Source organism: Candidatus Clostridium radicumherbarum, assembly GCF_045310525.1.
Classification (GTDB): Bacteria; Bacillota; Clostridia; order Clostridiales; family Clostridiaceae; genus Clostridium_AT; species Clostridium_AT radicumherbarum.
In genome coordinates this window covers 711,087-733,839 of the sequence record NZ_JBJHZY010000002.1, presented here as the reverse complement: position 1 = coordinate 733,839, position 22,753 = coordinate 711,087, and the positions used below count along the sequence as shown (strand labels likewise).

Genomic DNA, 22,753 nt, shown 5'->3' with positions numbered 1-22,753 from the left:
TATAATTTTGAATATATGATATAAAATACCAAATAATAATATTAGTATATCTTATGCACGAATATAATTCTAATATTTCCTATAATTGTATTGTTTGCACTTACCACATAACAATTTTGTTAAATATTTGAAATTAATTATAACATTTTGTATAATTAAGTAAATAATGCTTAAGAGATTAGACTCCAATTTTTATAATTTATTTGAAAGGGATGTATGGGATGGAATTTTTTAAATCAAAAGAATTTTTTAGACTAGGTGAGAATGATGTATTTAGTATAGTACACTTTTTGTATTATATGGGGTTCCCAATTATACTATTTAAGGCTTTTCAGTTTGGAAAGGCAATGAAGTTACAAAGTATTGTTAATAAAGTTGGAATGGGAAGCATCAATATAGATCCAAGTAATTTTAATATGTACGGCATTACTTGGTTTGATTCCATTAAGGGATTTATAGGGGGAATATTATATTTTGTAGTAATTATAATAGTTTGGAAGCTTATTTGTGAATTACTTTTTGTGCTTTTTAGGTATTTTGAAAGTAATACAAAAAAAGAATAGGACAAAACAAATGTGGCACGAGAAACATCCCGGTGCCACATCCCTTAAATTTCTGCTTTCAAAACTTCACTTATGCTTTTTCCAGCCTGAACAGCCTTCATAAGTCTGACTGACTTGCTTGTATCATTCATTAAAATTCCACCAATTATAATCCCATTCTTAAAGAACAGCTTTTTATAAATTCTCTTTTCAGCATCTTCATGTTCTAAGACCTCAACACTTTCTCCATTTGGTTTTACTTCGCCAACAGAGAATATTTGAGTGTTCATGGCATTAAAAATTACCGAATTTGCAAAGGATTTAAGAAGGCTATCTTCTCCAGAAGCATTGGCACCAGCTGTTTTACCCATTTCTGAAGCAGCAGGCCAAGTGCCATATACTCTGCCCTTAAGCTCTGCGCAGTCGCCGCAGGCATAAATATCATTAATATTTGTCTCCATTTTTTCATTAACAATTATTCCTCTATTAACTGCAATACCAGCATTTTGAGCTAAACCTATATTAGATCTTATACCTACAGAGAAGACAATTAAGTCGGCAGGCAGTACCTTTCCGCTTTTTAACTTTAATCCTGATACTCTAGAATTACCTAGAATCTCCTCGGCAGCTTCGTTAGTCAAGGCAGTTATTCCAGCATCCTGAACTGATTTTTCAAATAGTTTTGAGGCTTTTTCATCTAATTGAATATTTAAAAGGCTTGGTGCTAGTTCTACTACTGTTACATTTAGCCCTGCTTCTTTCATTTCCCAGGCCGCTTCAAGTCCAAGCAAGCCACCGCCCACAACTATGGCATTTTTACTTACTTTAATTTCTTCCTTAACCTTCTTAGCATCTTCCAAATCTCTTATTGAATATATGCCTTGCATATCATAACCCTTCATAGGTGGAATAAAATTTCTAGCACCAGTAGCTAAAATCAACTTATCATAAGATATTTTTTCGTTATTATCCATAATTAATACTTTATTTTCTTTATCAATAGTTTCTACTTTATTACCAAGCAGAACGTCTATATTATTTTTTTCATACCACTCCTTAGGAGATACGAAGAAGCGCTTATCAGAAATATCTGTAGTCAAATAATCAGAAAGCTGAGGTCTATAATAGGTCAGTACCTTTTCGCTGCTTATTAATTGAATAGCAGCCTCACTATTTCTCTTTCTAATGGAATCAGCTGCATAATATCCAGAAATACCGTTGCCTATTATTACATACTTTTCTTTTTTGCCTTGCTTAAATTCAACTTCTTCTCTTTTAACTTCAATAAATTGATCAGCTGTTGCACCACAAGCAGGGCATACCTCAGGGGCCTTCTCACTTTCATATTCTTCACCACAGACGATACATTTCCAGAGCTTTAGACTTCCTTTACTCATCTTCTTAACTCCTTTACTTGAATTTTCCTTTATTTTTTCAGCTATAGTTTCGCCAAAATTATAGGCTTTATTCAATTTTTCTTCATCCGGCTTAAAATTAATCCTTAGGCCAGGGGTTACCAGTTTCATTCTGAGGGCCTTTAATCTAGTTTCAATGTTTGGAACAGCCTCTCCGCTCCAGCCGAAGGATCCAAAGGCAGCTGCAACCTTACCACCGTGTACTAACGGGTTCATTTTTATTAAAAGCTCCATTATTGGCTCAAGTGCATCACCGTTAATAGTAGGAGAACCAAAAAGTACAGCATCTGCTTCATAAATTTTATCTAAAATTTCCTCTTGCTTATTATAAATTACATTGTAAAGGTCTATAATTGCATCCTTTATCTGTGACTTAATGCCTTCAGCTATTTTTTTAGCTATCTCTTCAGTAAAACCATAAGCTGAAACATAGGGGATAACTACTCTTGTCTTTCCATCATTAGGGGCTATTTCAGTACTCCATTTTCTGTAGTTGTCGAAATAATATTTAATATTACTTCTTAATATAGGACCGTGTCCTGTGCAAATTGTATCAATGTCTAAATCTTGTATTTTATCTAGAGCTTTTAACACATGTGTTTTAAAAGGTCCCATAATGCAGTCGTAATAATACTTAAAGGATTCTAAATATTCCTCTTCCTTATCTTTTGGAATTAAATCATTAAACATTCCATCAAAACAGTAATGGCTGCCGAAGGAATCACAGGTTAAAAGTACTTTATCCTCTTCTACATAAGTATAAATGGTATCCGGCCAATGTAAAAAGGGTGCCTCAATGAATTTCAAAGTTTTATTACCAAGACTTAAGATATCATCTTGTCTAACTATTATGGATTCAAAAGGCCTATTAGCAATTTGTTTTAAAAATCTAATTGCAGGGGCAGAGCCAACTACCTTTGCATTTTTAGCATAGTCTAAAAGCTTAGCCACTGAACCTGCATGATCTGGCTCTGTATGCTGAACTATAATATAAGCTACTTCATCAAAATTTACATTAAGTGACTTTAATCTTTCTAAATACTGGGGAAAAGTATGCTCTTTAACAGTTTCGAATATTGCAGTTTTTTCACTGCCTTTAATTACATAGGAATTATAAGTTGAACCGTACGGCGTATACATAACAATGTCAAAAATTCTAAGCTCAGGGTCTAATGAACCAACCCAATATATATCTTTTTTAACCTCTAAAGCCTTCATCATTCTATAACACCTCTCATAAATAAATCAAAATTATATTATTAAGTAATAATTATTATTAATTAAGTTCATTATAATACATTGTTAAATAAAAATCAACTAGTTAAAAGGTTTATTTTTAGTATGTGGCAAGGGGGTGCGTCCAAGTTATTGTGGCAAAAAAACCTCCCTATGTCATACTTGTGTATAAAATTAGTGTATTAAGTTTTGTAAGGCATGATACACAATGAGTGGGACATAGATATATCAAGATTTAGAAAGGTTGGCACGAAAGTTGCTCTATATAATTATGTGAAAACTCTTAACAAAGGAGGAAACTTAAATTAAGTTTTAGAAATATTAATTTATAAGGAAGGTGATAAAAATGAGATATATTATAGGTGTTGATGGAGGCGGTAGTAAAACAGAATCAATTGCTTTCAATCTCCAGGGTGAAGAACTTGGAAGAGGCTACGGTGGTTTTGGGAATGCATTACTTGGCTTTGAGCAAGCCATAGAAAATATAGAGTTGTCCTTGAAAAACTGTATAAAAAGTGTAGAAGAAAGCTATAATGAAGCAAGTTGTGTGTTTATCTATCTTGGGCTTGCAGGTATAGAAGTGGAAAGTGCGAGAACTAAACTTGAAAAAGTACTAAAAGAGGATTTTAATCTGCCTGTTAAAGCTGTTAATGATGCTGAGATAGCACTTGCATCACTGTTAAAGGGTGATGATGGGATTCTTACTATTTCTGGTACAGGCTCCATAAGCTATGGATTGCTTAATGGCAGGACAGAAAGGTCAGGGGGATGGGGACACTTACTAGGTGACGAGGGCAGCGGCTATCATATAGCAATAAATGCCTTTAAAAATATGATTTTTGAAGATGAACATAATTTACCGACTAGTCCACTTTCAAAAGCCTTTATGAAAAAGCTTTCTATCGAAAAGGCAGTAGATATTATAGATTTTATTTATTCTTCTGGTAAAGGAAATATTGCTAGCTTTGTACCTATCGTTGTTGAACTAGCAGATGGTGGTGATTCAATTGCCAGGGAAATCTTAATAAATGCTGGAAAAGACCTGGCAGAAATGACTAATAATTTATATAAAAAATTAAATTTTAAAAATGAAGTTGAGATTGGAATAAAAGGTAGTATTTTAACAAAAGTAAAGCTTGTGAGAAATTCCTTTGAAGATGCCTTAAGGGTAGGAAGCTTCACTATTGTGGATGAAGAAGTTTCTCCAGCAAAAGGAGCCTTTTATTTAGCTAAAAAACTATTAGAAAATTAGACTGATTAACAACTAAAATGAAACATTAAGAAGTAATTGTTAATGTTAAAAAGATAAAATGGGATTAAATCCTGATTATGGAGTTAATCCCATTAATATAAGTCCAAACTGATGTGCCACAAGATACGTCACTCTGACACACTTTGTGTTATCACAAACTTACTGTGCAGTACACTTAAAACTTCCGTCTTTCACCTTTACATCATATAATGTTCCTCTAAACATAATCTTAAAGGAGAAGGACTTCCAATGACCAGGAATAAAGGGGTTAAAGGTTAGATGTCCATTCTTAACTCTCATACCTGCAAAGCCTTGAATTACTGAAAGCCAGGTACCTGCCATGCTGGTTATATGACAGCCATCTTCAGTGTCATTGTTATAGTTATCTAAATCAAGTCTTGAGGTCCTCAAATACATTTCATAAGCCTTTTCCTTCATACCAAGCTTAGAAGCTAGTATTGAGTGAACACAGGGAGATAGTGAAGATTCGTGAACAGTTCTTGGCTCATAGAAATTAAAGTTTCTTCTTATGATGTCTTCATCATACTCATCTTCTAAGAAATATAAACCTTGGAGGACATCAGCCTGCTTTATAAAGCAGGAACGAAGTATTCTATCCCAAGACCATTTTTGATTTATTGGTCTTTCTTCATCTGGCAGCTCTGAAACTAAAATTTGCTCCTTATCTAAATAGCCATCCTGCTGAAGGAAAATTCCTAATTCCTCATCAACAGGGTAGTACATATTGTCAATAATACTCTGCCATTTATCCGTTTCCCCATCTTTTAGCTGAAGCTTATGTCTTAATGTCTCATAATTTACTGGTTCATTATTTTTAAGATAATCTAGTACCTTTAAGGTATATTCTAATGTCCAAGAGGCAATCCTGTTTGTGTACCAGTTGTTATTAACGTTGTTTTCATATTCATTAGGACCGGTAACTCCATGAATTACATACTTGCCTTTTCTTTGTGAAAAATGAACTCTTTCTTCCCAAAAGCGGCTTATTTCTGCTAAAACTTCGAAACCATACTTACTTAAATATGCCTTGTCTCCGGTATAATTTACATAATTATATATAGCATAGGCAATGGCACCGTTTCTATGAATTTCTTCAAAGGTTATTTCCCACTCGTTGTGGCATTCTTCACCGTTCATAGTTACCATTGGATATAGTGCGCCTTTTTTAAAACCAAGTTTTCTAGCATTTTCCTTAGCTTTTTCAAGATGCTTGTATCTATAAATTAAAAGGTTTCTTGCAACACTTTCCTCAGCAGTTGAAAGGTAAAAGGGAATGCAGTAGGCTTCAGTATCCCAATAGGTGCTTCCACCATATTTCTCACCAGTAAAGCCCTTTGGACCTATATTCAGTCTTTCATCCTCCCCAGTATAGGTTTGGTTTAGCTGAAAAATATTAAATCTAATACCTTGCTGAGCCTCCAGATCTCCTTCAATAACGATATCACTTTTATTCCATTTAATAGCCCAGGCTTCTTTTTGCTTTTTAAGCAATTCTTCAAATCCCTCATTATAAGCTCTAAGCAGCAATTCCTTTGATTTGGAGATTAAATTCTCCTTTTCGAAGTCTCTTGAAGTAATATTAGAGGCATATTTATAAACAGTAATTTCTTCACCTACTAAGGCATTAATTATTACAGTATTAGATACAAACTTTTTCTTTGTATTTACCTCTATATCTTCAGAAACCATGGCTCCAGCTTTAAAAATATCAAATTTCATAGAGGAACAAATATAAAAGTCCAAAAGCTTTGTTTTCATAACTAAAGCTGATATATCCTCTGAGGGGATAATTTTCACTTCATCCCAGAATTTTTCTTCATAATTAGAATCCTCATTTATAACATCCCCGTCCAAATAAGGTGTTATTTTTATTTCACCATCAAAATTAATTGGAATAATTGAGTAACGAATTGCTCCTATTTCAGGATATACTGCGCTTACAAATCTCTTTGTATTAACCTTAACTATATTTCCATTTGAAAGCTCAGCTGTGAAGGAGCGCTCTAAGGTTCCTTCTTTCATGTTAAGTATTCTATTAAAATTACTTATTTTAGCTTTTGCAAGATCTAAGGACAAACCATTGACTACAAAATTAATACCTATCCAATTTATAGAATTGAGTACCTTTGCAAAGTATTCTGGATATCCGTTTTTCCACCAACCAACTCTTGTTTTGTCAGGATAATAAACTCCCGCCATGTAGCTGCCCTGCAGGGAATCGCCGCTGTAATACTCCTCAAAATTAGCTCTTTGGCCCATATGACCATTTCCAATACTACATACACTTTCAGCAACTTTGTTTTGCTCCGGGCAAAAACCTTCTTCTATAATACGCCATTCATCAATCTTAAAATACTGCTTCATGAGCTATCTTCCTTTCAACATTTATAAAAATTTTCACAGAGATGCTTAATAGATTTATATAAAAAGCCAAGTTCAATTAAAGAAAAAACTAAAGACAATCGTTTGCATAATGAGTATAAAATTTAGGCAGCTTATGCTACCCATTAAATTTTATTTGTTATTTTATTTAGCTTCCCTATATCCATTTCCTTAAAGGAACTTATAACAAAATCAGCTTTATTTAAAATCCTAGGAGATCCAACTCCGATGCTGTACATTCCAGCATTTATAGCAGCTTCGATTCCTGCCTTGGCATCTTCAAAAACCACACATTCGAAGGGAGCTACTTTAAGCTCCTCTGCACCCTTTAGAAAAACCTCTGGGTGAGGCTTAGCATTTGTTATTTTTGTTCCATCAATTACGGCATCTAAGTATTGAAGTATTCCAATATTCTTTAATATAAGCATTGCATTTTTACTTACTGATCCTAGTGCAGTCTTAATGCCACTTTCTCTAAGTTCTTTTATAAAATCTATTACACCGGGCAGAACCTCAGAGGAATCCATCTTTGATATATATTCCACGTACCAATTATTCTTCATCTCTGCCAGTTTTTCTTTTTTAGCAGCATCAAATGAAACTCCGCCGATTTCTAATAATATATTTAAGGATTCCATTCGGCTTACACCCTTAAGTCTCTCATTATCTTCCTTGGTAAACTCAAACCCTAATTCCTGCGCCAGCCTTTTCCAAGCCAAGTAATGATATTTTGCAGTGTCCACAATAACTCCATCTAAATCAAAAAGGCAAGCCTTAATTTCAGCCACAATAATCCCCCTTTGTTAATGCGCTAATGCATACGTTAGCATTTATGTACTTTCTAGTATAGCATAGATAAGCCCAAAGGTTAATATGGTATTTTAAAATTATTAAGCTTTATAATTATATACAAAAAAACCTTCTTTAATAATAGTACCCTATGGAATTATGCACAAAATCAATTCATTACATTTTGTACTTATGACTGCGTAAATTAAAAAACATACCTTGTAGAATTACATACAAATTTGTTGAAAAGTGATATAATTAATATTAATATTTTGCAATTAATTAATAATTAAAAATTAATTCTCAATATATATTAGTCAAAATTATGAAGAAGGATAAGACCGGAGGCTTTAAAATGGATGTTTCAAAATTCAAAGAATTTAGGGATAAAATTAATGGAAATGTTGGTAAGGTTATTATCGGAAAGAAAACTCAAATTGATAAAATTATTGTTGCCTTTATTTGCTCTGGACATGTGCTTTTAGAAGATATACCTGGACTTGGTAAAACCAAGCTTTCAAAGGCCCTTGCTAAAAGCTTAAACCTAAGCTTTAAAAGAATTCAGTTTACTCCAGATCTTTTACCTTCAGATTTAACAGGAATTTATTTTTACAACCAAAAAAGCGGGGAGTTTGAATTTAGAAAGGGACCACTGCTTAGTCAATTTGTTTTAGCAGATGAAATAAACAGAGCAACTCCAAGGACTCAATCAGCTCTCTTAGAATGCATGGAAGAAAGGCAGATAACTGTTGAAGGAGAGACAATTAAGCTAAGTAAGCCGTTTTTCGTTATGGCTACGCAAAACCCTGTGGAACAATTTGGAACCTTTCCGTTACCTGAGGCTCAGCTGGACAGGTTTTTTATAAGATTAAGCCTGGGTTACCCTGAATTTATGGAGGAAAAAAATATATTAGATAGATTTATGGAAGAGGATCCTCTTGAGGAGTTAAGTGAAGTTGTTTCTTTCGAAGAAGTTGCCTATGTACAGTCTAATTTTACAAAGGTTCATGTAAGTGAAGAAATTAAAAATTATATTATAGAGCTTGTAAATGCCACAAGAAAACACAAAAAAATTGAGCTTGGAGCAAGTCCTAGAGCTTCCTTGAATCTATTGAAGGGAAGCCAAGCCTTAGCAGCAATAAGCGGCAGAGATTATGTAATACCAGAGGATATAAAAGAAATGTCAATACCTATTTTGAGTCATAGAATTATTTTGAAAAATGACATTCAGGGAAGCTTAAGTAAGGCAGATGAAATAATTACAGATATTTTAAATACAGTTCATACTCCTCTAGAACAGCTTTAAGCAAGGTGAAGTTATGACAGGATACTATATTTTTATTTTTATATTATTATTAATACTTTTACTGGCAGAATTTACAGCTAAAAGAGGCTTTCGGAACTTAAGCTTAAAAAGAGAAACTGTTTCTTCTTCTATTCTAGAAGGTGAAAGTTTCAAGATGTCCATGATTATTGAAAATAATAAATGGCTGCCTATATCCTTTATGCTTATTACTGAAAAACTGCCTATGGAATTAGTTGTTTTTGAAGAAGAAAACCTAGTAAACTCTGGTGAGTCAAATTATCATATTACAAAGCTTAATGTAAGAGGCCATGAAAGGGTAAGAAGAACCTACAGCATTAGAGCCTTAAAAAGGGGAACTTACCTATTAAGAGAGGTAAAGATGGCTATAGGTGATGCTTTTGGACTCAATACTAGGGAGAGAGACTTTGAGGATTATGTAGAGCTTTTGGTTTATCCAAAAGTTATAGACTTAAAACAGCTTGAGTTTAATACTACAAATTTTCAGGGAGATTCCATTATTAAAAGATGGATATATAAGGATCCCTTATATATTAAGGGTATTCGTGAATACAATGTAGAAGATAGAATGAAGGATGTACATTGGAAATCCAGTTTAAAAATGAATAAGCTTATGGTTAAAGACTATGATTATACTGCTGAAATGGAATTAATGATAATTTTATGTGTGGAATGCGGGGAGCCCTATTATAGTTCTATTGATGACAAAGCTATAGAAAGAGGCATAGCATTGGCTGCTGCACTTTCAAGGCAAAGTATTAAGGAAGGGGTATCTGTAGGTTTTTGGTGTAATTCTCAGCTTATAAGTTATGGAGGGGAAGCAGTTAATGAAATAGTACCTTCTTTAAATTCCTTAAGGCATATTATGGAGCTTTGCGCCCGCATAGATTATACTCCAAGGCTTAGTTTTAATGAGTATTTAATTGAAAAGAGCAAGTTTTTTAACAAAAATACTACTTATATTGTAGTTGCAGATTTTTTAAATGAGGAGAGTATAACCATAATTTCAAGGCTAGCTAGAAGCGGCTTTATCATCAAGCTTATAGATATATCTTCTAAATCAACTCTGCCAATTATAAAGGGAATAGAAAAGGCAATATTTAAGTAAACTTTACACAAAGGAGCTTTCTAAATGAGCTGGTACAGGCAAATTAAAATACTTTATACAGTAAGCAGCAATACCTTCTTTTTTATTATTTTTGGAAGTCTGCTAAATGGATTTTTAGGAGGAAAAGTTCATTACGAACTTTTTTTGTTATCCCTTTTTTCTGCCTTTATCCTGACTTATATATTAGATAAAACAAATAAACCTGCCATTTCAGCTTTTTCTGTATTTATTATTTCAGAAGCAATACTTTTTCTTATTACTGACAAGCCGAACCTTTTATATAGCAGTTGCTATATCTGCTTTATATTATTTATAACTTATATGAATGAACAGCAAGATGTAAATTATGAGGTTTATAAAAATAAAGCAAAGCAGGCAATTGCCATTCTTGTGGTTTTAGGCTTCATTTGTACTTTTGCAAGGTTAAGTACACAACAGTTCCTATTAAAGTTTTATTTAATTTTTCTAATTTCCACTAGTATTTTAATGAGAGAGGCAAGAAATTATTATTACAGCCTTAAAAATAATAAAAGCTTCAAAACTAATATTGCTATCGCTGCTATAGTAATATTTTTTTCACTTGACAGCGTATTTAAAAGAGTACTTATTTGCTTAAAATTCTTAGAAAATATTATTTACAAAGTAATAGAGTGGCTAACAGGTGTACTGGTAATTTTAATAAATAAACCACTTGAAATCGTGATTAATTATTTAAAAAGTAGTTTTTCAAATAAGCTGAACTCAATAGATAAAATAAATATTAGCCAAAATAATCCGCAGCTTAAGAATAATGAGGTTGCAAATATGGCAAGTAATGCAGTTTGGACTATTTGGCTTAGTAATATTATAAAAGTTATTCTTCTTCTAGCATTAATTTATCTTGCATATAAATCACTAAGTAGATTAAAGGCAAGGAAAAGCAGGAATTCAAAGGAAGCATTTCTGGAAAGAGAAAAGCTTTCAAAAGACAAAAATTATAATACTTATTCTATAAAAAGAACACTTAAGAAAATATTTAAAATAAGCAATTTAAGAGAACAGGCAATAAATGTTTATAAAAAATTTGAGCAGAAGACAAATGAAAAGGGCATATTTAGGAAACATATGACTGCAAAGCAATTGGAGAATATTACAAAGACTTATATTGAGATGCCTGAAGGAATAAACAATCTAACAGATATTTACAATGAAGCAAAGTTTTCTTCTCATAAGATTAGTAAGGAAAAAGTTGAAGTAATAAAAGAAAGTTTTGCTAAGGTTAAGAAACAGCTTTAATAGCCTTTTCGACCTTTGTAAATTACTATAGTATAGTTTCTCTTTATGCTGTGCAAAATAAATTTGTACGGAAGGGGAGATTTTATGTGAGAAGCAAGGAATTCATGAAAAAATTATACAGAAAGTTTTCTGATTTTGTTGCTGTTGCCTCAGCTAGAGAGCTTGAGTATTTTATTTTAGATTCAAAGTTTAATTCAGCTTTTAATTATAATATGAAGAAACTCATTGATGAAATAAAAGAAGAGAAAAATGGGGATCTTGGTTTAACTATACTCTTTAATACCAACGGTGAAGTTGCACTTATTAATGGAGATATAATTGGAAAGCACATTGGAAACAAATATAACCTAACAATAGAAGAATATTATAAAAATACCTCATTAAATAAAATAGTAAGAGATGTAATAAACGGAAGCGATAAATCTAAAAAGGATTTTATTGATATTTCTTATTCAATCTTATACAGTGCCTTGGCTGGTATATACAGTGAAATAAAGTGTAAGAAGGAAACGGTGGACATCTATAAAATAAATTTCTTTTTAGAAGATTATACTGAAAATGATATTGGAGCAGTAGTTGCTTGCATCTTAATTGTAGAAGATATATGTAAATATATAGGAATTCAAGAAAATTTGATGGTTGAAGCTGTAAAAGATGCAATTTTGAATAAAAAATCATAATTCATTTTCTGTAAGAATTCGACAAAATTATTAGGAAGTTATCCAAATATTCTAACAATTACAAATAACTGGTATATTTTCTTACCCCTCACCGTTAAATTTGTCACAATATAGAGATAAATAATTGTGGATAACTATCAGATTATGACAATATTTTTCTGTGAATAATGTTAGTATTGTGACAAAGATACTTTGAGGGGGTGAAAACTGTATCCTAGAGCAGTTTATGAAACAAGAGTAGTTATACACAATTGTTGATAAGTATTGTGTATAATGTGTACAAGTTCCTTAAATAAGTTTCTAAGATCAGGGATTTATGGTGGTAGTTGAATGCATAACCAGAAATGAAAATTTTGAAGGTATTATGAAAAATTACATCTATAGGTTAACGAAAAACAACTTCTCAATATCATTGGATGCTGAAAACTTAAGTGAAGACAAAATGGAAGTCCAAACCTACGGCATCGAAATAGAAAGACAGGATATTCTCGATGACTGTATTATTAATATTGAGAGAGAAAGTGTTGAAAGCATCAGCCCATATAGACATAAAGTTCATGACTTGCTAAAACTTTTATCAGATAACTGTGTTTCTCCAATTCATTTAATTGAAATTTTAGGAGAATATATCGACGAATACATATTAGACTTTAATGAAGATTTAAATAATATAGCAACTAATTAACAACAAAAAAGAGGGGAAGCCTCTTTTTTTGTCCCCTAAATATGATAAAATAGATTCGACTAAAGAAACTTAAAACTCAAAAAGTACATTTAATTTTTAAATATTTCTGGTGGTGATTTGAATGATTTTAGGAATCGGTGTAGATATAGTTGAAATACGCAGGATAAAAGAAGCTATTGAGAGAAATGATAATTTTATTAATAAGCTATTTAATAAAGAAGAAATTGAATATTTAAAATTGAGGGGTTTCAGACCTGAATTTGTAGCAGGCAGATTTGCAGCAAAGGAAGCAGTGTCCAAGGCACTTGGTACAGGGTTTAGAGGCTTTGGCTTTAAAGATATTGTAATAGACAGAACAACTCTTGGTAAACCTATTGCTTTGCTTAAGGGAAAGGCAAAGGAAATAGCAAAAAAACTTGGAGCGAATGGTTATAAAATAGATATTAGTATTTCTCACGGAGAAGACAGTGCCATTGCCTATGTAATTATAGAAGAATGTAAAGTTGAGGATGATGATAGTGAAAATAGCAACTGGGCTAATAATGAAGGAAATTGATAAATACTGCATTGAAAAATTAAAAGTTCCCGGAATTGTACTTATGGAAAATGCTGCCCTGAAAGTATTAAAGAATCTTGAACTACAAAAATACAATTCCTTTGCAATAATTTGCGGTAAGGGGAACAATGGAGGCGATGGTTTTGCGGTTGCAAGGCATTTAGCCATCCTCCAAAAGAATATTGAGGTTTTTTTAGTAGGTTCTGAAGAGGGCATGACTGAGGACTGCAGAGCAAACTATAACATACTAAAAAACATGGGAATAAGAATAAGGAGCATTCATAACTTAGAAGATGCAAATGAGCTGAGAGATTCTATTGAGCGCAGCAGCGTTACAGTAGATGCTCTTTTTGGAACTGGTTTAGTAAGAAGCCTGGAAGGAATTTATGATTTAGTTATATCTATAATTAATGAAAATAGTTCTTATACCATATCCATAGATGTGCCTTCTGGATTTAATAATGACAGCGGCAAGATTATGGGCAATTCAGTAAAAGCAAATAAAACTATTACCTTTGAGCTATATAAAAAGGGGTTCTTAAATTATGGCAGCAATAGATATACTGGTGAAGTAGTTGTCGAAAATATTGGTATTCCAAGCTCTGCTGTTGATAGATTTCATGAGAAAGAATTTATGCTGGATGAGGCTATGATAAAAGCAAGGCTTAAGGCAAGAGACATTTATGGACATAAGGGTGATTATGGAAAAGTGCTTCTAATAGCAGGTTCTAAGGGCTTTACTGGAGCGGCATATCTTGTAACAGAGGCTGCTGTAAGAAGCGGTGCGGGTCTCATAACTCTTTGCTGCAGCGAAGACATTCAGCCTATATTAAGCACAAAGCTTACTGAGGCAATGACTATTAATTTTAGTGAAACTGAAAGACTCATGGATATTCTTAATAAGAGTAATTGTATAGCAGTAGGACCTGGAATGGGAAATAAGGAATCTACCTTAAATACAGTTAAATTTGTTCTTGAAAAGTCAGCTTGTCCAATTGTTATAGATGCTGACGGCATAAATGTTCTTAAAGAGAACCTTGATCTATTAAAGAATAGGGAAATGCCAGTAATTTTGACACCTCATGTTGGTGAAATGTCCAGAATTACTGGGTTATCCATAGAATATATTCAAGAAAACAGAATAGAAGTTTCTAAAAATTTTGCTAAAGAGTATAAGGTTGTAGTTATATTAAAGGGTTATAATACTGTAATTACTGATGGAGTAACAGTAATAATTAATCCAACAGGAAATAGTTCAATGGCTTCAGGCGGCATGGGAGATTGCTTGACAGGAATAATTGCTTCCTTTATAGGGCAAGGTTATAAGCCAGTAGAAGCAGCTGCACTAGCAGTATATATCCATGGCTACTCAGGAGATAAGCTTGCGGAAGAAATGTTCTGCGTCAGTGCCAGCAGCCTCCTTGAGAGTATACCCTACATAATTAAAGAGCTGCTGCAGAAATAAATTAGAGCTGTAATTTTTATAAAGTTATTCTTAGGAGCTGCATTAAATCAAGTAATCATTTGAAATGAAGAAGCTGTAAGTTTTTACGAATATTGCATAGACAAGCTGAATAGTATTAATAATGAGAGAAGCATTATTGGAGGAAAGCATGAAGAAAAAATTATTAATAGTATCAGTACTTGCATTAATATTTTCTATATTATTTTCAGGCTGTAGAAAAGATAAAAATGATCCAAATGAAGCTATGGATTTTTTAAAAGTCTTAAATAGTTATAGTACAAGTTATAAGATGGAAATAATAAATAATAAGCAGACCATAACTTATGAGGGAAAACAATATTTTGACAAAAATTTAGGTTACAGACTTGAACTTGGAGAAGACAGGGTGTTTATTTATAAAGATGATAAGATTTATGCCCATGATATAAAAAACAATTCTAGTTACATATTAGAAAAGGACTTTGATGATATATATAAAATTAGTTTCATTAAGGAGTATATAAAGCTTTTATATACAGATGAGAAAATAAAATTTGAGTATAAGACAGTAGATAATGTGAAGCTTCAGCTCATACATCTTACAATACCAGGAGGCAGCAGAGAAATGAGCAGAGCCGTGATGTATGTAAACATGAAAACTTATCATCCTCAAATGGTTATAGTTTATGACGAGAAAGGCAGTGAAAGAAGAAAAATTACCTATAGTAACTTTGAAGCAAACCCTGCACTTGATGAAAAAATGTTTAAAACTCAGTAATTTTGGAGTAGAATATAATTAATGTAGAATTCATCATTAACAAAAGATGGGGGTTAAAAAATGTTTAGGCACTTAAGACCAGTTTGGGCAGAGGTGGATTTAGATAAACTTGCCCATAATATGAGAGAAATAAGTAGAGTTTCAAAAAGTAAAGACATAATAGCTGTCATTAAAGCTGATGGCTATGGGCATGGAGCCTTGGATATTGCACCTACTCTATTAGAAAATGGGGCTACTAGAATAGCTGTTGCAGTACTTAGTGAGGCAATAGAACTTAGGCGAGGCGGTATAGAGGAATCTATTATGGTTTTAGGCTTTACCCCTCCTAGCTTAATAGATATGTTAATTAGATATGATATTGAACAAACTGTTTATTCTTATGATTTAGCAAAAGAAATTTCTTTAATGGCACAAAGAAAAAATAAAATAGCAAGAGTACACATTGCCTTAGATACTGGTATGGGACGAATCGGTTTTCTTCCTAATGATGAAAGTGCAGATGAGGTATATAAAATCAGTAAATTGCCAAATATAATAATTGAAGGTCTATTTTCTCATTTTTCTTCTGCTGATGAAGAAAATAAAGATTATACAACCTATCAATTTAATAATTATAATAAATTTTATGAAAAATTATTACAAAAGGGAATAAAAATAAATATAAGACATATTGCAAACAGCGCTGCAATTATTGATTTTCCAGAGTCACATTTTGAAGCAGTAAGACCTGGCATTATTCTATATGGCTATTACCCATCTAATGAGGTGGATAAAAATAATATAGATTTAAGGCCAGTTATGTCATTAAAAACTAATGTTGTACACATAAAAACACTTCCAGCTGGAGAATATATAAGTTATGGAAGAAAATTTAAAACAAATAGGGAAAGTATTATAGCAACTCTGCCTGTAGGCTATGCAGATGGTTATACAAGGCTTCTTTACAATAAGGCAAAGGTCATTATAAATGGTAGCTTTGCACCGGTTATAGGTAGAATATGTATGGACCAATGTATGGTGGACGTTACTGATATAGGTAATGTTAATGTTGGAGATGAAGTTACTTTAATGGGCGAGCAGGGTGGCTTGAAATTTACAGCTGATAATATAGCAGAACTTATTGGGACAATTAATTATGAAGTTACCTGCATGATAAGCAAGAGAGTCCCCAGGGTGTATATGAAAGCTGGAAAGGTTGTAAAAATAAGAAACTATGTATAAGCTGATGGACTTAAGATGGGAAAGACAAAATCTTACTTTGACATAATAATATAATATAACTATAATTAGAATGCTATACATATTTGCGCTCTTTATGCGTGAAATGACAATAAAGTATAAAACGTGCGGATGAGTACTTAGTACACATACCTTTAGGAGGCGTTATTCCCATGTCAGGGTCAAAAAAGCTAGTTGTTAACCTTAATGAGTCACTATATAATGAATTTAATAAAGCTTTAGAAGAAGATTGCAAAAAAAGAAGTGAATTTATTCGAGATGCTATAATATTATATATTGAGGAGAAGAAAAGACATGATGCTTTTGACCAGATGAAAAAGGGATATATGGAGATGGCTCAGTTAAATCTTGAAATTGCAGATATGGGCTTTGCAAATGATGTAGAAGAGTTTAAAAAGTATGAAGCGAAGCTTGCGGAGAGTGATTTTCCAAATGACAATAGTAGTGAAAAGAGGAGATATATTCTATGCTGATTTAAGTCCAGTAATAGGATCTGAACAAGGCGGAATAAGACCTGTCATCATAATACAAAACGATGTAGGGAATAAATACAGTCCAACAGTAATCGTAGCCGCGATTACTTCACAGATAAATAAAGCAAAACTTCCAACACATGTTGAAATCTCCTCAGAAGAATATGGTTTAAACAAAGATTCTGTTGTTTTGCTGGAGCAAATTAGAACCCTTGATAAAAAAAGACTTAAAGAAAAAATTGGTCACATGACTGAAAGTGATACCAAAAAGGTAGATGAAGCACTTACTATAAGTGTTGGGTTATAAAAAAGGGGCTTAATGCCCTTTTTTTAAATTAACAATTAAAAATTAATGAAGAATTTTTCGTTAATTCATCATTAAGGATGAAGGGGAGGATATTATGAAGAAAGCAAAGGATTACATATTAATAACTATTGGATTTATTCTGGTAGCCCTGTCATTGGAGCTTTTTTTAGTTCCTAATAAAATTGCAGCAGGGGGTGTTTCTGGAATAGCAATAATAATTAATAGTATTTTTCCTGTTCTCGATGTAGGACTTCTTATGTTAATAATGAATGTTATATTATTCATTGTAGCATTTATATTTATAGGAAATAAATTTGGCGGGAAGAGTATTTATACAAGTTTAGGCCTTTCGGGCACTATTTGGTTAATGGACAAATTTCAGCTATATAAATTGGTGCTGACAAAGGATCTATTTCTTGCATCTGTTTTTGGAACACTGATTTCTGGTATAGGAATGGCAATAGTATTTAATCAAAATGCCTCTACCGGAGGTACAGATATACTTGCTAAAATTCTAAACAAATATTTTCACATCGATATTGGTAAATCACTATTATCTGTAGACTTTATAGTTTCCTGTTTTGCAGCACTTACCTTTGGTGCAAATGTGGGTATGTATGCTCTATTATGTGTTATAATGAATGGCTTTATAATTGATAATGTTATTGAAGGTATGAATACCTGTAAAGAAGTTATGATTTTAAGCAGTAAAAATAGAGAAATAAGCAAATATATTATTGATGAATTAGAAAGAGGCTGTACTATATTTAATGGTAAGGGCGGCTACAGCGAAAAGGATGCCTCCATTTTATATACCGTACTTAGCAGAAAACAATTTATATTATTAAAGAAGTTTATAAAAGAAGTGGACAGCAGAGCCTTTATCACTGTAAGTGAGGCCCATGAGGTTCTTGGGGAAGGCTTTAGAGATATTTTGGGAGACGAATAATAATTAATATATTATTTACAAAGTATTGATTTTAAAGTAGTTGTAAATAACTCATAGTATGGTAATATATATACAAAATATTATTCGTGAGGTAGTTTCATGAAAGCGGATTTAATAAGTATACTCCATATACTTTTATTCTTAATGTTTTTTATTGGAATTATAACTTATACAGTTGCAGCCTTAAAAAGATCTATAAAAAAGTTTAATTATAATATTATAAAAAGGATTTTTACAAAGTCTTTAGATTATTCAAGACTTATGAAAATAAATGATTATATTTCCTTTGAAAAATATGATATTTGGCGGTATTGTGTACACTTTTAATTGGAATGATGTTTCTTTATACACTTTTAATTTTAGGAGGATAATTATGAACATCATTTCAAATGTATTAAATTTTTCACTTAACTATTTTTTTAATATTACTGGAGATTTAGGAATAGCTATTATACTGTTAACAATAACAGTCAGATTGTTATTTATGCCGCTTTCTATTAAACAAAAACTCAGCATGCAGGATCAGCAAAAGCTTTCTAAAGGCTTGGAAGAAATCAAAGAAAAGTACAAAAATAATAAAGAGAAATTGGACTGTGAAACCAAAAAATATTATGAGAAAAATGCAAAAGGAATGTTGGGATCATTAATAGGCTTACTGCAACTACCTGTTATTTTTTCTTTATATAATGTAGTTTTAAAGATGCCTATGCAGGTAGGTACTATACTTGTTCCATGGGTAGCTAGTCTAAAAATGTCAGATAGTTACTATATTATACCTATTTTATATGTAATTTCAGCTCTTAGTCCAAACTTATTAGCCTATATACCTTTCCTCAAAATAAAAGCACAAGCTAATATAAGCAAAACTAATATAATTATAACAAGTATTATGAGTGCTTTAATAACCTTCAAAGCCCCTGTGGCTATGACACTATATTTAATTGCTACTAGCTTATTTTCATTTTTAGAGGAAGTAGTTTTTAGATTATATGCTAAAAGTAGGAGGTTGCCCGCTTAACATAAACTATTCAAATTCATAGGGATCCAGCTAATGGCAAATTAAATTACCATTAGCTGGGTCCTTCTTACTTTTAAGAAATGCCTCAAAAGCTTGAAAGCATATAAAGTTTAATTTTATATTTTAGTAAAATCATAGATGTAATTTAGTTAAGTATGCTATAATTGTAAATATTATTAAATTTTACTGGTTTACCCAGAATAGAAGGTTAAGAAATATGAAATCTGAATAAGTAAAGGAGTGTTTGGTATGTGGATTACTATAGGTATTATTATAATAATAGCATCAGGAGCTATTTTATTATTCATAATTATTTTAGCTGCTATTAAAAATGCTGTAGTAGAAGCATCCAATGAACTGAAAGAAGAATTTATTAATGAGATAGACCTAAAAGTAGAAAAAGAGAGTAATATTGAAAATTAGTTTATTCTAAGCTAATTAAATTTAGGGGGAAAGGTATGAAGGTTGAGTCAGTTGATAATAGATTTAAGTTGTCACTAATAGGTGCCTTTGGAATAATATTAATATATTATGTACTAATAGCAGGAATTTTTAACATTCCTTTTGCAATTATTTCTGAACTTAACTACTTTAAAAGCCAAGAAGTTTTGCAAGCTGTTGTTATGTTTTTAGGAAGTTTAATTTCTTATGTAATAACAATAAAATTAATTCTAAGAAAAATAAGAAAGAAGAATAAAAATAATTTTAAAATAAGCTTTATTGATAAATTGAACTTCAAGATTATATTATGTACATTACTTTTAATAATTGGGTATTATTTATGGTTTCAAAATTCATTTGGGATACTAATACAAAGGATCCCCCTACCGCAATTCATTGAAAGTGCATTTGAAACATTGGCCGTAAATGAATACTCATTAATAGCAACTGTTGTAATAATAGCTCCAATATTTGAGGAAATTATAATGCGAGGAATTATTTTAGAAGGTTTTTTAAACAAATATAAACCAGTAACTGCGATAATTCTTTCAGCACTTTTATTTGGATTTATTCATTTAAATATCCCTCAATTTATTAATACTACGATTATAGGTATAATTTTGGCGTTAATATATTATAAAACAAGGTCACTAATCTTATGTATCTGTGCACATGCCTTAAACAATACTATTGCTTTATTTTCAGGATACTTAACATTTAAATTTAATATTTTTATAATTTTTTTAGGTATGATAATATTTATTACTGCCGGTAGTTATCTTTTGAAATATTTTGATGAGTATCTTAATGAGAAAGGTATAAATGTTGAAGAAATTTAGATTTGAAGGAGATAAGTAAATGTACAGACCGATTTAATACATCCTAATTTTACAGGAAATTCCGAAAAGGGCCTCTTAATCAAGGCTTTTTTTCCATGTAATTTTGGAGGGTATTAAAATTGAATAAAAAAGTTAATGTTTATTTGATGTACATTATTGTATTTCTTCAAGGACTTGTTTTTTATGGGCCTATTGCTACATTGTACAGACAAAGTAGAAATTTATCTTTGTCAGGTATGTTTTTAATTGAGTCCATTTCGTGGATATTAATGATTATTTTTGAAATTCCATGGGGATGGTTTGCGGATAGATTTGGATACAAGAAAGTACTTGTAATTTCAAATTTTATATTTTTTATATCTAAAATAGTTTTCTATGAGGCAAATTCATTTGAGATGTTCTTTTTAGAAAGAGTATTGTTATCTGCTGCTTTAGCTGGAATCTCAGGTTGTGATATAGCGCTAATATATTCATCTGTTAAGCAAGATGAGAATGAGAAAGTATTTGGCAGATACAATGCATTTTCCACCAGTGGTTATTTAATTGCATCAATTTTCTTTTCATTACTTGTCAGGCAGTCCATGAATAGTACTGTGTTTTATACAATTATACCTTATGCAGTAGCAGCAATATTAACTTTGTTCATAAAAGAAGTTAATATGCAGCAGGTAGAAAAACCTAAGCTTAAGGAAAGCTTGCTAAAAGCTCTTAAAAACAAAAGTATAATAATACTAGTAATTTCTTTTGCTTTAATAAATGAGGTAGTTCAGGTAGTAAGTGTATTTTTAAGCCAGTCACAATACCTAAGAAGTGGAATAAATATTAAATATTTTGGTATATTGACAGTTGTTATGCAAATAGTTCGACTAAGCTCAATTAAAGCATATAAATTTAGTAGTAAGCTAGGTGAAAATAGGAGCATTCAAAATTCATATGCTATCATTGTTATATGCTGTATAACACTTGTTTTCACATCCAATGCTGCGTTTACTATTCTTTCAATAATATTTATTTCTAGCAGTTCAGCGTTTGTTTATCCTATAGTTTTAAATATTGAAAATAGAAGAATAAGTAATGTGGATAGAGCCACTCTCTTATCTGTATTTTCCATGTTTGGAGATTTAACTGCAGCAGCAACCAACGTAATTATTGGTAAGACAGCAGATATTTCTATACCATTAGCATTTATAACCTGTGTTGTTATGTGTATTTGTGCTTATATGTTGTTTTTTATCTATAAGAAAAAAAGTGTAATAGAAATAACCGTAGAAAAACAAATAAATTAGTGTAAATAATAATCGATAGGGATGCCGTATTATTCATTTGAATTTTACGGTATTTTTATTTAATCATATTTACAGGTTAAATATGTTATAATTGTAAATATAATAATATTCTGTATTTGAATTATAAATTATGAAGGTAGCCATCGTATAAAGGAAGGTGTATAAAAATGGTAGAACCATATTTAGCTGTTCCTTCTATGGAACATGAACAAGCATATAAAGAAATGATGTTTGAATGGGTACAAATAAAAGAACATATTTATCCTGGTGCCATTAGGTCAAATGGAATGTGTTATTCAGATTGGCTAGATAATTTAGAAATATATAGGAGTAAAGAAACTTGCCCTTATAATTTTGTACCATCTGATACATTTTTTCTGTTAAATGAAAATGGTAAAATTCTAGGAGCAATTAGTATAAGGCATTACTTAAGTGAGCAGCTTTTCAAATTTGGTGGACATATTGGGTATGGAATTTGTCCTTCTGAAAGAAAAAAGGGATATGCCAAGTTAATGTTAAAAATGGCTCTTGAAAAATGCATAGATAAAGATATAAAAAGAGTTCTAATAACTTGCGATAAAGATAATATTGCTTCAGCAAAAACTATCATGGCTAATGGTGGAATATTTGAAAATGAACTGATCGAGGATGACGGAAATATTGTACAAAGGTATTGGATAAAATTATAGCTTAAAACTATTCTTATGAGATAGG

Annotated in this window: 23 protein-coding genes; 20 read left to right on the top strand and 3 right to left on the bottom strand. The window is 31.4% G+C overall.

From position 1 onward, the window contains the following. The first annotated feature begins 221 nt into the window (after nt 1-221). Nucleotides 222-563, top strand: coding sequence for a hypothetical protein (locus ACJDUH_RS13225; protein ID WP_406765675.1), 342 nt, complete (start codon nt 222-224; stop codon nt 561-563). Nucleotides 564-607: 44 nt separating this feature from the next. Here ACJDUH_RS13225 and ACJDUH_RS13220 read toward each other — a convergent pair whose 3' ends face one another. Further along, complete coding sequence (locus tag ACJDUH_RS13220) at nt 608-3,178, bottom strand: FAD-dependent oxidoreductase (protein WP_406765674.1); 2,571 nt, start codon at nt 3,176-3,178, stop codon at nt 608-610. Between the two features lie 361 nt (nt 3,179-3,539). Here ACJDUH_RS13220 and ACJDUH_RS13215 point away from each other — a divergent pair, with 361 nt between their 5' ends. Then, nucleotides 3,540-4,445, top strand: coding sequence for an N-acetylglucosamine kinase (locus tag ACJDUH_RS13215; protein WP_406765673.1), 906 nt, complete (start codon nt 3,540-3,542; stop codon nt 4,443-4,445). Nucleotides 4,446-4,604: 159 nt separating this feature from the next. On the opposite strand, the gene ACJDUH_RS13210 is transcribed toward ACJDUH_RS13215, so the two are convergent. Both ACJDUH_RS13210 and pgmB read right to left on the bottom strand, forming a co-directional pair. Next, complete coding sequence (locus tag ACJDUH_RS13210) at nt 4,605-6,830, bottom strand: glycoside hydrolase family 65 protein (RefSeq protein WP_406765672.1); 2,226 nt, start codon at nt 6,828-6,830, stop codon at nt 4,605-4,607. Nucleotides 6,831-6,973: 143 nt separating this feature from the next. Next, nucleotides 6,974-7,636 (bottom strand): beta-phosphoglucomutase, encoded by a 663-nt coding sequence (gene pgmB, locus ACJDUH_RS13205; RefSeq protein ID WP_406765671.1) that lies wholly within the window; start codon nt 7,634-7,636, stop codon nt 6,974-6,976. Nucleotides 7,637-7,992: 356 nt separating this feature from the next. Here pgmB and ACJDUH_RS13200 point away from each other — a divergent pair, with 356 nt between their 5' ends. From ACJDUH_RS13200 to ACJDUH_RS13115, 18 genes are all read left to right on the top strand, one after another. After that, nucleotides 7,993-8,943, top strand: a complete 951-nt coding sequence (locus ACJDUH_RS13200; protein ID WP_406765670.1) for an AAA family ATPase — start codon at nt 7,993-7,995, stop codon at nt 8,941-8,943. A gap of 13 nt (nt 8,944-8,956) precedes the next feature. Next, complete coding sequence (locus tag ACJDUH_RS13195) at nt 8,957-10,069, top strand: DUF58 domain-containing protein (RefSeq protein WP_406765669.1); 1,113 nt, start codon at nt 8,957-8,959, stop codon at nt 10,067-10,069. A 24-nt stretch (nt 10,070-10,093) separates the two neighbouring features. Continuing rightward, a complete protein-coding gene (locus tag ACJDUH_RS13190) occupies nt 10,094-11,344 on the top strand; it encodes a hypothetical protein (RefSeq protein ID WP_406765668.1) in 1,251 nt (416 codons plus the stop codon). Between the two features lie 104 nt (nt 11,345-11,448). Continuing rightward, complete coding sequence (locus ACJDUH_RS13185) at nt 11,449-12,024, top strand: hypothetical protein (protein ID WP_406765667.1); 576 nt, start codon at nt 11,449-11,451, stop codon at nt 12,022-12,024. Between the two features lie 316 nt (nt 12,025-12,340). After that, nucleotides 12,341-12,709 carry a DUF6514 family protein gene (locus ACJDUH_RS13180; protein WP_406765666.1) on the top strand — a complete coding sequence of 123 codons (369 nt, stop codon included), beginning with the start codon at nt 12,341-12,343 and terminating at the stop codon, nt 12,707-12,709. Nucleotides 12,710-12,830: 121 nt separating this feature from the next. After that, nucleotides 12,831-13,265 (top strand): holo-ACP synthase, encoded by a 435-nt coding sequence (gene acpS / locus ACJDUH_RS13175; protein WP_406765665.1) that lies wholly within the window; start codon nt 12,831-12,833, stop codon nt 13,263-13,265. Next, entirely contained in the window at nt 13,228-14,730 is a 1,503-nt protein-coding gene (locus ACJDUH_RS13170; RefSeq protein ID WP_406765664.1) for an NAD(P)H-hydrate dehydratase, read from the top strand. The genes acpS and ACJDUH_RS13170 overlap by 38 nt, the downstream gene beginning before the upstream one ends. 148 nt (nt 14,731-14,878) lie before the next feature. Further along, nucleotides 14,879-15,487 carry a germination lipoprotein GerS-related protein gene (locus ACJDUH_RS13165; RefSeq protein ID WP_406765663.1) on the top strand — a complete coding sequence of 203 codons (609 nt, stop codon included), beginning with the start codon at nt 14,879-14,881 and terminating at the stop codon, nt 15,485-15,487. 60 nt (nt 15,488-15,547) lie between these two features. After that, nucleotides 15,548-16,708, top strand: a complete 1,161-nt coding sequence (gene alr, locus ACJDUH_RS13160; RefSeq protein WP_406765662.1) for an alanine racemase — start codon at nt 15,548-15,550, stop codon at nt 16,706-16,708. Nucleotides 16,709-16,878: 170 nt separating this feature from the next. Continuing rightward, complete coding sequence (locus ACJDUH_RS13155; protein WP_406765661.1) at nt 16,879-17,199, top strand: CopG family ribbon-helix-helix protein; 321 nt, start codon at nt 16,879-16,881, stop codon at nt 17,197-17,199. Further along, a complete protein-coding gene (locus ACJDUH_RS13150) occupies nt 17,159-17,506 on the top strand; it encodes a type II toxin-antitoxin system PemK/MazF family toxin (protein ID WP_406765660.1) in 348 nt (115 codons plus the stop codon). Before ACJDUH_RS13155 ends, ACJDUH_RS13150 begins: the two co-directional genes overlap by 41 nt. Before the next feature lie 94 nt (nt 17,507-17,600). Beyond that, the gene (locus tag ACJDUH_RS13145) at nt 17,601-18,455 is read left to right on the top strand and encodes a YitT family protein (protein WP_406765659.1); all 855 of its coding nucleotides are present in this window, start codon (nt 17,601-17,603) and stop codon (nt 18,453-18,455) included. A gap of 144 nt (nt 18,456-18,599) precedes the next feature. After that, nucleotides 18,600-18,782, top strand: coding sequence for a hypothetical protein (locus ACJDUH_RS13140; RefSeq protein WP_406765658.1), 183 nt, complete (start codon nt 18,600-18,602; stop codon nt 18,780-18,782). Nucleotides 18,783-18,828: 46 nt separating this feature from the next. Further along, on the top strand, nt 18,829-19,473 hold the full coding sequence (yidC, locus tag ACJDUH_RS13135; RefSeq protein ID WP_406765657.1) for a membrane protein insertase YidC: 645 nt from the start codon (nt 18,829-18,831) through the stop codon (nt 19,471-19,473). A gap of 249 nt (nt 19,474-19,722) precedes the next feature. Next, entirely contained in the window at nt 19,723-19,896 is a 174-nt protein-coding gene (locus ACJDUH_RS13130; protein ID WP_406765656.1) for a hypothetical protein, read from the top strand. 35 nt (nt 19,897-19,931) lie between these two features. Further along, complete coding sequence (locus ACJDUH_RS13125; protein ID WP_406765655.1) at nt 19,932-20,753, top strand: CPBP family intramembrane glutamic endopeptidase; 822 nt, start codon at nt 19,932-19,934, stop codon at nt 20,751-20,753. Nucleotides 20,754-20,872: 119 nt separating this feature from the next. Next, a complete protein-coding gene (locus ACJDUH_RS13120; RefSeq protein WP_406765654.1) occupies nt 20,873-22,039 on the top strand; it encodes an MFS transporter in 1,167 nt (388 codons plus the stop codon). Between the two features lie 167 nt (nt 22,040-22,206). After that, nucleotides 22,207-22,728 carry a GNAT family N-acetyltransferase gene (locus tag ACJDUH_RS13115; RefSeq protein WP_406765653.1) on the top strand — a complete coding sequence of 174 codons (522 nt, stop codon included), beginning with the start codon at nt 22,207-22,209 and terminating at the stop codon, nt 22,726-22,728. Nucleotides 22,729-22,753: the final 25 nt, after the last annotated feature.

What these genes read in the sequence shown, in the direction of transcription:
- ACJDUH_RS13145 (WP_406765659.1), top strand. Translation starts at nt 17,601, where the DNA reads ATGAAGAAAGCAAAGGATTACATATTAATAACTATTGGATTTATTCTG.
- ACJDUH_RS13215 (WP_406765673.1), top strand. Translation starts at nt 3,540, where the DNA reads ATGAGATATATTATAGGTGTTGATGGAGGCGGTAGTAAAACAGAATCA.
- ACJDUH_RS13115 (WP_406765653.1), top strand. Translation starts at nt 22,207, where the DNA reads ATGGTAGAACCATATTTAGCTGTTCCTTCTATGGAACATGAACAAGCA.
- ACJDUH_RS13165 (WP_406765663.1), top strand. Translation starts at nt 14,879, where the DNA reads ATGAAGAAAAAATTATTAATAGTATCAGTACTTGCATTAATATTTTCT.
- yidC (WP_406765657.1), top strand. Translation starts at nt 18,829, where the DNA reads ATGAACATCATTTCAAATGTATTAAATTTTTCACTTAACTATTTTTTT.
- ACJDUH_RS13130 (WP_406765656.1), top strand. Translation starts at nt 19,723, where the DNA reads ATGTGGATTACTATAGGTATTATTATAATAATAGCATCAGGAGCTATT.
- ACJDUH_RS13150 (WP_406765660.1), top strand. Translation starts at nt 17,159, where the DNA reads ATGACAATAGTAGTGAAAAGAGGAGATATATTCTATGCTGATTTAAGT.
- ACJDUH_RS13225 (WP_406765675.1), top strand. Translation starts at nt 222, where the DNA reads ATGGAATTTTTTAAATCAAAAGAATTTTTTAGACTAGGTGAGAATGAT.
- ACJDUH_RS13190 (WP_406765668.1), top strand. Translation starts at nt 10,094, where the DNA reads ATGAGCTGGTACAGGCAAATTAAAATACTTTATACAGTAAGCAGCAAT.
- ACJDUH_RS13140 (WP_406765658.1), top strand. Translation starts at nt 18,600, where the DNA reads ATGTTTTTTATTGGAATTATAACTTATACAGTTGCAGCCTTAAAAAGA.
- ACJDUH_RS13185 (WP_406765667.1), top strand. Translation starts at nt 11,449, where the DNA reads ATGAAAAAATTATACAGAAAGTTTTCTGATTTTGTTGCTGTTGCCTCA.
- ACJDUH_RS13210 (WP_406765672.1), bottom strand. Translation starts at nt 6,830, where the DNA reads ATGAAGCAGTATTTTAAGATTGATGAATGGCGTATTATAGAAGAAGGT.
- ACJDUH_RS13200 (WP_406765670.1), top strand. Translation starts at nt 7,993, where the DNA reads ATGGATGTTTCAAAATTCAAAGAATTTAGGGATAAAATTAATGGAAAT.
- ACJDUH_RS13155 (WP_406765661.1), top strand. Translation starts at nt 16,879, where the DNA reads ATGTCAGGGTCAAAAAAGCTAGTTGTTAACCTTAATGAGTCACTATAT.
- ACJDUH_RS13195 (WP_406765669.1), top strand. Translation starts at nt 8,957, where the DNA reads ATGACAGGATACTATATTTTTATTTTTATATTATTATTAATACTTTTA.
- ACJDUH_RS13220 (WP_406765674.1), bottom strand. Translation starts at nt 3,178, where the DNA reads ATGATGAAGGCTTTAGAGGTTAAAAAAGATATATATTGGGTTGGTTCA.
- ACJDUH_RS13125 (WP_406765655.1), top strand. Translation starts at nt 19,932, where the DNA reads ATGAAGGTTGAGTCAGTTGATAATAGATTTAAGTTGTCACTAATAGGT.
- ACJDUH_RS13180 (WP_406765666.1), top strand. Translation starts at nt 12,341, where the DNA reads ATGGTGGTAGTTGAATGCATAACCAGAAATGAAAATTTTGAAGGTATT.
- acpS (WP_406765665.1), top strand. Translation starts at nt 12,831, where the DNA reads ATGATTTTAGGAATCGGTGTAGATATAGTTGAAATACGCAGGATAAAA.
- alr (WP_406765662.1), top strand. Translation starts at nt 15,548, where the DNA reads ATGTTTAGGCACTTAAGACCAGTTTGGGCAGAGGTGGATTTAGATAAA.